This window comes from Delftia sp. RIT313 (genome assembly GCF_000632165.1).
GTDB classification, from domain to species: domain Bacteria; phylum Pseudomonadota; class Gammaproteobacteria; order Burkholderiales; family Burkholderiaceae_C; genus Comamonas; species Comamonas acidovorans.
Map to the genome: position 1 here is coordinate 46,519 of NZ_JFYT01000059.1, position 6,547 is coordinate 53,065.

Sequence of the window (6,547 nt, forward strand, 5' to 3'; positions counted from 1 at the left end):
CTGCGCATGCAGCCTCGTCAAACCCGCCGCATTCAGCGCTACACTGCCCGGCTCGCTGCCCATGGGCGATGCAATGAATACGGCCGGATGACTTGGCATGCATGGGCAGCTTTGGCTTTGGATTGCCCCAGAAAAACGGGAGAGTGGCTTGCCGATATACAGCTTGTCTTGTGCCAATTGCTCCGCTCCACTGGAGATTGGAAGTGACACGGAACGCTTCATCTGCGCGCATTGCGGAAGCGCCCAAATTCTTGAACGTCAAGGCGGAATCATTTCACTGAAAAAGGTGGAAAACTCCCTTCACGCCATCCAACGGGGCACGGATCGCACAGCGGCAGAACTGGCCATTCCAAGGCTGACGCAAGAAAAGCAGCAGATTCTTGCGCTGCGTGCACAAGCGTTGGAAGCCCATCAAAAGAAGCGTGCACACGCACGCGGCCGAAGGTTGAAGCTGGCCGGCATCAGCTTCCTCGTTCTGCTTCTTGCGGGTCCTACGGCGATAAACCAGATCAAGATGACTGCCCTCAACACTGCGCTCACGTTGGCGTGGATGCTTTCCTTGATCGTCATACCCGTTCTTGTTTTTCTAAAAACAAGGATGCCGCGGAGTACCTCCGCGCAAGTCATCAGTGATTACGACGCGCAACTGGCGTCGATTGAAGCCCACCTGCAGGCCAATCGCGCCATTGTTTCCACCCTGCCATCTTGATGTGATGGCTTGCGAAAACGCTTCGCAGGCCATCTCCATGGGTGCTCACGCCCTCATCAACTGATGCAGCAACTGGCTCAGATCCTCCTGCGAATACGGCTTGGCCAGCCGCGTCATTCCAGGCGGCAGCGCCGGGATGTCTGCAAAGCCGCTGGCCAGGATGAAATTCAAGCCTGGATACCGCTGCGCAATGTGTTCGGCCAGCTCGACGCCGTTCATGCCGGGCATGGCGTAGTCGGAGATGACCACGTCAAAGCGTGCCTGGCGCGCCAGCAGGTCGATGGCTTCCTGCCCGGCGCCGAGGGCCGTGACACGGTGGCCCAGGTCCTCCAGCAGGGCCGAGGCGTTGGCCAGCACCAGCGGGTCGTCGTCCACCAGCAGCACGTCCATGGGTCCCACGTCCTGCGTGCGCTGGGCGCCCAGGTGGCAGGCCGTGCTCTCGTCCTTGGAGATGGGCATCCACATCTCCACCGTGGTGCCGTTGCCCGGTGTGCTGTGCAGCACGAGCTTGCCGCCGGATTGGGCCACCAGCCCGTCCACCATGGCCAGGCCCAGACCGGTGCCCTTGCCCACGCCCTTGGTGGTGAAGAAGGGCTCGACCACGCGGGACAGCGTCTGCTCGTCCATGCCCTCGCCGGTGTCCTCCACGCGCACGCAGACATACGAGCCTGCGGCAAGGCCTGCAAGCTGGCGCGGCAGCATCGTTTCCACGGCCGCCGCGATCTTGATGACGCCGCCGCCCGGCATGGCGTCGCGCGAGTTGGCGACGAGGTTGAGCATGCTGCTCTCGAACTGGCTGGGGTCGGTGAGGATGCGCGGCAGGTTGGCGGCCAGGGCCATCTTGAGAAAGATATGCGGGCCGGCCGCCTGCTGCAGCAGGCCTTGCAGGCCCGACAGCAGCACCGCCACGTCCACGGCCTCTGTCTTCAATTCCTGCTGCCGCGCAAAGGCCATCATGCGCTGGGTCAGCGAGGCGCCACGCTGGGCGCCGCGCGTGGCGGTTTCCACCAGCGCGCGCAGCCGCTCGTCGGGCGGCATGCGCTTGCGCAGCAGCTCCAGGCTGCTGAGCACGGCCATCAGCAGGTTGTTGAAGTCATGGGCCACGCCGCCCGTGAAGCGGCCGATGGCCTCCATCTTCAAGGCCTGGCGCAGCTGGGATTCGGCGGCCTTGCGCTCGGTCACATCGCGGGTGACCTTGGCAAAGCCGATCAGCCGGCCGTCATCGTAGATGGCATCGATGACCACCGAGGCCCAAAAGCGCGAGCCATCCTTGCGCACGCGCAGGCCTTCGGCCTCCATGCGGCCCGTGCTGACCGCCGTGCGCAGCCCCGCCTGGGGCAGCCCGGCCTGCTGGTCTTCGGGCGTGTAAAAGCGCGAGAAATGGGTGTTGAGGACCTCCTCCTCCTCATAGCCCTTGATGCGCTTGGCGCCCAGGTTCCAGCTCACGATGCGGCCTTCGGGGTCGAGCATGTAGATCGCATAGTCGGTCACGCTTTGCACCAGCAAGGCAAAGCTGCGCTCGGCGCTGGAAAGCGGGCTGGACAGGGGCGGCGGCGCGGACGGCGGCGCTGCAGGCGAGTGCGCATCGGCCTCGCGCACGCACAGCAGCAACGCCGGGCTGCCGTCCGGCAGCCGTATGCGCGATGTGCTCGAAGCCACGGGCCGCTCGCGCCCTGAACAGGTCAGCAGCGGCCAGCAGCTGGCCTGCCGGGGCTGTGCGGCCTGGGCAGGAGGCTCCCATTGGCGGCTTGCCCAGCCTGAACGCGCAGCCTGGGCGACGAAACGCTCTTCGAAAACGCTGCCCTCCAGCGCATCTCCGGAGTGGTCCAGCAGGCTGCGGGCCTGGCGGTTGCAGTGGGCCAGACGGCCGTCGAGCCCGACGACAAAGACGGCGTCGGGAAACGCATCCAGAACGGCGTGGCCCGGGTCAAGGGGCAAGAGAGCGTCGGAGCCTGGAGAGGCCGACGCCAGACCATTCGAGGTCAGCATGTGAGCGACTCCGTAGGCAAATGGGTTGAATGCGCCGCGAAAATTGTAAGCAGCACGGATTCATCGCAAGCGGTTGCATCACAGGATCAGGGACGCGCTTCCTGCTCATGCTCGGAAGCCACCGGGGCAGGCACGGCGTCCAGGTCGGGCTCGGAATGCAAAGCCTCGCTGAGCTGGTCCACCACCAGCGCCCAGGTCGCATCGGCATGCCACTGCTGCGAGAACAGGGCGCGTTGCGCATCGGTCCAGAAAGGCGCGTCCACCAGCAGCGTGTTTTTCTCCAGGCGGTGCGAAAGAATGAACTGACGGATGCCCTCCGGGCTGGAATCCAGTCCCAGCTGATCGAAGAGGTTGGTCATGGTGGGTTCGGCTGTGATCATGGTGTGTCCTTGTTGGGTGTTGGCGGGGGTTGGTCCAAGGCTAGAAGCTCGGCCGGCTGCCCCATGTCGGACACCGAAGCAAGCTACCGTCGGAAGCCCTTCTGCGCTTGGGCCGCAGTGCCCGCGCACAGCACAGCCCTGCTCCTACAAGGCGGCACCAGCGCACTGGCGCACCATGCAGCCACTTCATCACAGGACACCTATTCCATGAAAAAACTGCTGCTTGCCACCGCCATCTCCCTTGCCTTCGCCGCAGGCCTGTCGACCGCCCACGCCCAGGTGGGCAAGGCCGCCTCCGAGGCCGCCGACGCCGCAGACCACAAGGTGAAGGAAAAGCAGGCCGACGCCAAGGCCAAGGACAGCGGGCCGGTCGGCAAGGCCGTGAACAACGTCAAGTCGGACTACCACAAGAAGCGCTCCAAGCAGTCGGCAGACAACGCCAAGGACTCGCTGAAGAAGGCGACCGAGTAAACGGCACGGCCCAAATGGACAAAGGCCCACTTGCGTGGGCCTTTGTCTTTTGCAGAGGCCGGCGCTGCCGGCGCGGCCTCAGAAGCTGTGCCGCAGCGTCACCATCACATTGCGCGGCGCACCCGGCAGGTTCAGGTTGGGGCTGGTGCCGTGGGCCGAGACGATGTAGCGGCGATCGAACAGGTTGCGCAGGTTCAGCTGCACCGTGGTGGCACGGCCGATGCGGTACTGGGCCATGGCATCCACCACCGTGTAGGCGGGTAGCGTGACGGTGTTGCCGGGGTTGGCAAAGCGGTCGCCCACGTAGTTGAGGCCGCCGCCCACGGTCCAGGCATCCCCCAGGCGCTGGGTCAGCCAGACAGACAGGGAGTTCCTGGGCGTGATGGTGGCGCGCTTGCCCTGCACGGGCTGGCCGGCGTCCACGGTGGTGGATTCGGTGACCACGGCATCCAGGTAGGCGTAGCTGAAGGTGGCCTGGGTGCCGGGGCGCAGTTCGCCGGACAGCGACAGCTCCAGGCCGCGAGTGCGCTGCGTGCCGATGGGGATCAGCTGGGTGGGCTGGGCCGGGTTGGTGGTCTTGATGTCGGTGCGTTCCAGCTGGAACAGCGATGCCGTCGCCATGGCCTTGCCGTCCATCAGGTCCCATTTGCCGCCCACTTCATAGTTGGTGGTGCTTTCCGGCTTGATGGCGGCATTGGTCGCCGACAGCGCAAACATCTCGGCCGAAGGCTGGTAGGAGCGGCTGACCGACAGGTAATAGGACTGCACGGCATCGGGCTGCCACACCAGGCCGGCGCGCGGGCTCCAGGTGGAGTCCGTGCGGCTGAAGTCGCTCTGGCCGGCCAGGCGGTTGTCGGTTTCCTGGCCGAAGCGGTCATAGCGCAGGCCCACCAGCAGCTTCCACTGCGGCGACAGCGTGACCTGGTCCTGCAGGTACAGGGCCCGCGTGAGGTAGCGGTTGAGCGTGCTGCCGCTCAGGGTGCCGCCGCCGTTGAGCGGGGCCACGGGCAGCACGGGGTTCCAGAGGTTCACGTTGGCCAGGGTGCCGCCGCTGTAGGACAGCGCATCCTTGTTCTGCTGGCCCAGCTCCAGGCCGTAGAGCACTTCATGCTGCACGCTGCCGGTGCTGAAATTCTGGATCAGCTCGGTCTGGTTGAAGATGCCGTGCTCGTTGCGGTCCACGCCCGAGCGGGTCAGCGCCACGGTGCCGGCCGCCTCGTTGGTGGTGCCAGCCGGCAAGGTGTTCTGGCGGTCCAGCTCGTAGTGGTAGTAGCGCAGCGCGTTGCGCACGCGCAGCGTGTCCGAGAAGCGGTGGTTGAAGGTGGCAGTGAAGGAGCCCACGGTGGATTCGGAGGTGTCCGCATCGCGCGCATTGGCCGAGCCGTAGTAGGTGCCGGGCGCCACATCCACGGGGCGGCCGCGATAGGCGGGAATGCCGAAGTCGGTGACGCGCTTGTCGCTCAGCAGCTCGGCCTGCAGCGTCAGCGAGGTATTGCCGTCCGGCTTCCACATGACGGAGGGGGCGATGGTCTCGCGCTTGAGGAACTGCTGGCTGCGGTAGCTGTTGGCGTCTTCGGCGGCGCCGGTGACGCGCCAGGACCAGTCGCTGCCCTCGGTCGCGCGGCCCACGTCGAATTCGGCACGCTTGTCGGCCCAGCTTCCCACGCTGACGGCCACGTCGGAGACATTGACGCCCGGCTTCTTGGTCACGCGGTTGACCAGGCCGCCCGAGGAGCCGCGGCCATAGAGCACCGCGGCCGGGCCCTTGACGACTTCCACGCGCTCGATGTTGGAGAGGTCACGAAAATACAGCGCATCGTCGCGGAAGCCATCCACGAACTGGTCGCCGATGCTGGTGAAGCCGCGGATGCTGACCTGGTCGCGCTGGCCGTCGCCGTGCGACAGGCCGATGCCGGCCACGTTGCGCAGCGTGTCCTGCAGCGAGGTGGCGGCCTGGTCGCGCATGACCTGCTGGGGGATCACATTGATGGTCTGGGGCACGTCGCGCAGCGGCGCCTCGGTCTTGGTGCCGCTGGCGGCCGAGGGAGCGTAGTAGGCCGTGTCCTCCGCGCGCGAGGCCAGCACGCGCACTTCTGCCATGACGGCACCCCCAGCGCCGGAGCTGGCAGCCGGGCCGCCGCTGCGCTCCACGGTGAAGGTGCGCTCATCCTGCGCACGCACCTGCAGGCCGCTGCCGGCCAGCAGGCGCTGCAGGGCCTCGCGCACTTCCAGCGTGCCGCGCAGCGCGGGCGCCTGCAGGCCCTGGGCCACATCGGTGAGGAAGATGATCTGGGCGCCGCTTTGGCGCGCCAGCGCGTTCAGCGACTGGGCCAGCGGCTGGGCCGGCAGGTCCACGGCCAGGGGCTGGGCATGGGCCAGGCCGGCAATGCACAGTGCGGCGGCCAGGGCCACGATGCGAAGGCGCGGCAGGCCGGTGACGGTAGGGGAAGGGTTCATGGCGACATCTCTCCTGAGGCGTTGGGTACGGAATACGGGGTACGGCGGTGGCGGCAGGCCCCTTCAGGGCCAGCTCGGCCCCGGGCGCGATGCCGGTCTGCCTGTAAGCCGCTGCAGCGCGCAGGTTTGTACACATGGCCACGGAAAATTTCTGGATCAGGCCAGCGGCGGCAGGGACAACTGCCGGGCGGCCTACCTGCGCCTACCTGCACCTACCTGTGGCGCGTGGAGATCAGCACGCGGCCGTCGTCCTCATGCCGCACCTGCACGGGCGCAAGGCGGGGCAGCAGGTCCAGCAGCTGGTCGATGCGGTCCAGGTCGAACTGCCCCGAGATGCGCAGCTGCGCCGCATGCCGGTCGGCCAGCACGATGGGTGCGCTGCGGTAGCGCTGCATCTGCGCCACAGCCTCGGACAGCGGCGTGCCGTCCCGCCCCCCGCGGCCCCCCCCCCCCCGCCCCGCCGCCCGCGGCCGGGGGCCCGCCCACCCCCGGGCGCCCCCCCCCCCCCGCCGGGGCCGCCGCCGGCGGCGGGGCCGGGGGG

6 protein-coding genes are annotated in these 6,547 nt (G+C 67.1%); 2 read left to right on the forward strand and 4 right to left on the reverse strand.

The window, feature by feature from the left end; all coding sequences use genetic code 11:
• Positions 1–97: 97 nt before the first annotated feature.
• On the forward strand, positions 98–709 hold the full coding sequence (locus tag BW39_RS18485; RefSeq protein ID WP_043823563.1) for a hypothetical protein: 612 nt from the start codon (positions 98–100) through the stop codon (positions 707–709).
• A 45-nt stretch (positions 710–754) separates the two neighbouring features.
• Here the strand turns inward: BW39_RS18485 and BW39_RS18490 are convergent, their stop codons facing one another.
• Together BW39_RS18490 and BW39_RS18495 are read right to left on the reverse strand one after the other, a co-directional pair.
• Positions 755–2,698, reverse strand: coding sequence for a hybrid sensor histidine kinase/response regulator (locus BW39_RS18490; protein WP_043823566.1), 1,944 nt, complete (start codon positions 2,696–2,698; stop codon positions 755–757).
• 86 nt (positions 2,699–2,784) lie between these two features.
• Positions 2,785–3,078, reverse strand: a complete 294-nt coding sequence (locus BW39_RS18495) for a DUF2789 domain-containing protein (protein ID WP_043823569.1) — start codon at positions 3,076–3,078, stop codon at positions 2,785–2,787.
• Positions 3,079–3,285: 207 nt separating this feature from the next.
• Between BW39_RS18495 and BW39_RS18500 the strand changes: the two genes are divergently transcribed.
• Entirely contained in the window at positions 3,286–3,549 is a 264-nt protein-coding gene (locus tag BW39_RS18500; protein WP_043823571.1) for a hypothetical protein, read from the forward strand.
• 78 nt (positions 3,550–3,627) lie between these two features.
• On the opposite strand, the gene BW39_RS18505 is transcribed toward BW39_RS18500, so the two are convergent.
• Both BW39_RS18505 and BW39_RS18510 read right to left on the reverse strand, forming a co-directional pair.
• Positions 3,628–6,006, reverse strand: coding sequence for a TonB-dependent siderophore receptor (locus BW39_RS18505; RefSeq protein ID WP_043823573.1), 2,379 nt, complete (start codon positions 6,004–6,006; stop codon positions 3,628–3,630).
• 212 nt (positions 6,007–6,218) lie between these two features.
• Positions 6,219–6,422 carry a hypothetical protein gene (locus BW39_RS18510; RefSeq protein WP_326923864.1) on the reverse strand — a complete coding sequence of 68 codons (204 nt, stop codon included), beginning with the start codon at positions 6,420–6,422 and terminating at the stop codon, positions 6,219–6,221.
• Positions 6,423–6,547 lie beyond the last annotated feature (125 nt).

What these genes read in the sequence shown, in the direction of transcription:
- BW39_RS18485 (WP_043823563.1), top strand. Translation starts at nt 98, where the DNA reads ATGCATGGGCAGCTTTGGCTTTGGATTGCCCCAGAAAAACGGGAGAGT.
- BW39_RS18490 (WP_043823566.1), bottom strand. Translation starts at nt 2,698, where the DNA reads ATGCTGACCTCGAATGGTCTGGCGTCGGCCTCTCCAGGCTCCGACGCT.
- BW39_RS18495 (WP_043823569.1), bottom strand. Translation starts at nt 3,078, where the DNA reads ATGATCACAGCCGAACCCACCATGACCAACCTCTTCGATCAGCTGGGA.
- BW39_RS18500 (WP_043823571.1), top strand. Translation starts at nt 3,286, where the DNA reads ATGAAAAAACTGCTGCTTGCCACCGCCATCTCCCTTGCCTTCGCCGCA.
- BW39_RS18505 (WP_043823573.1), bottom strand. Translation starts at nt 6,006, where the DNA reads ATGAACCCTTCCCCTACCGTCACCGGCCTGCCGCGCCTTCGCATCGTG.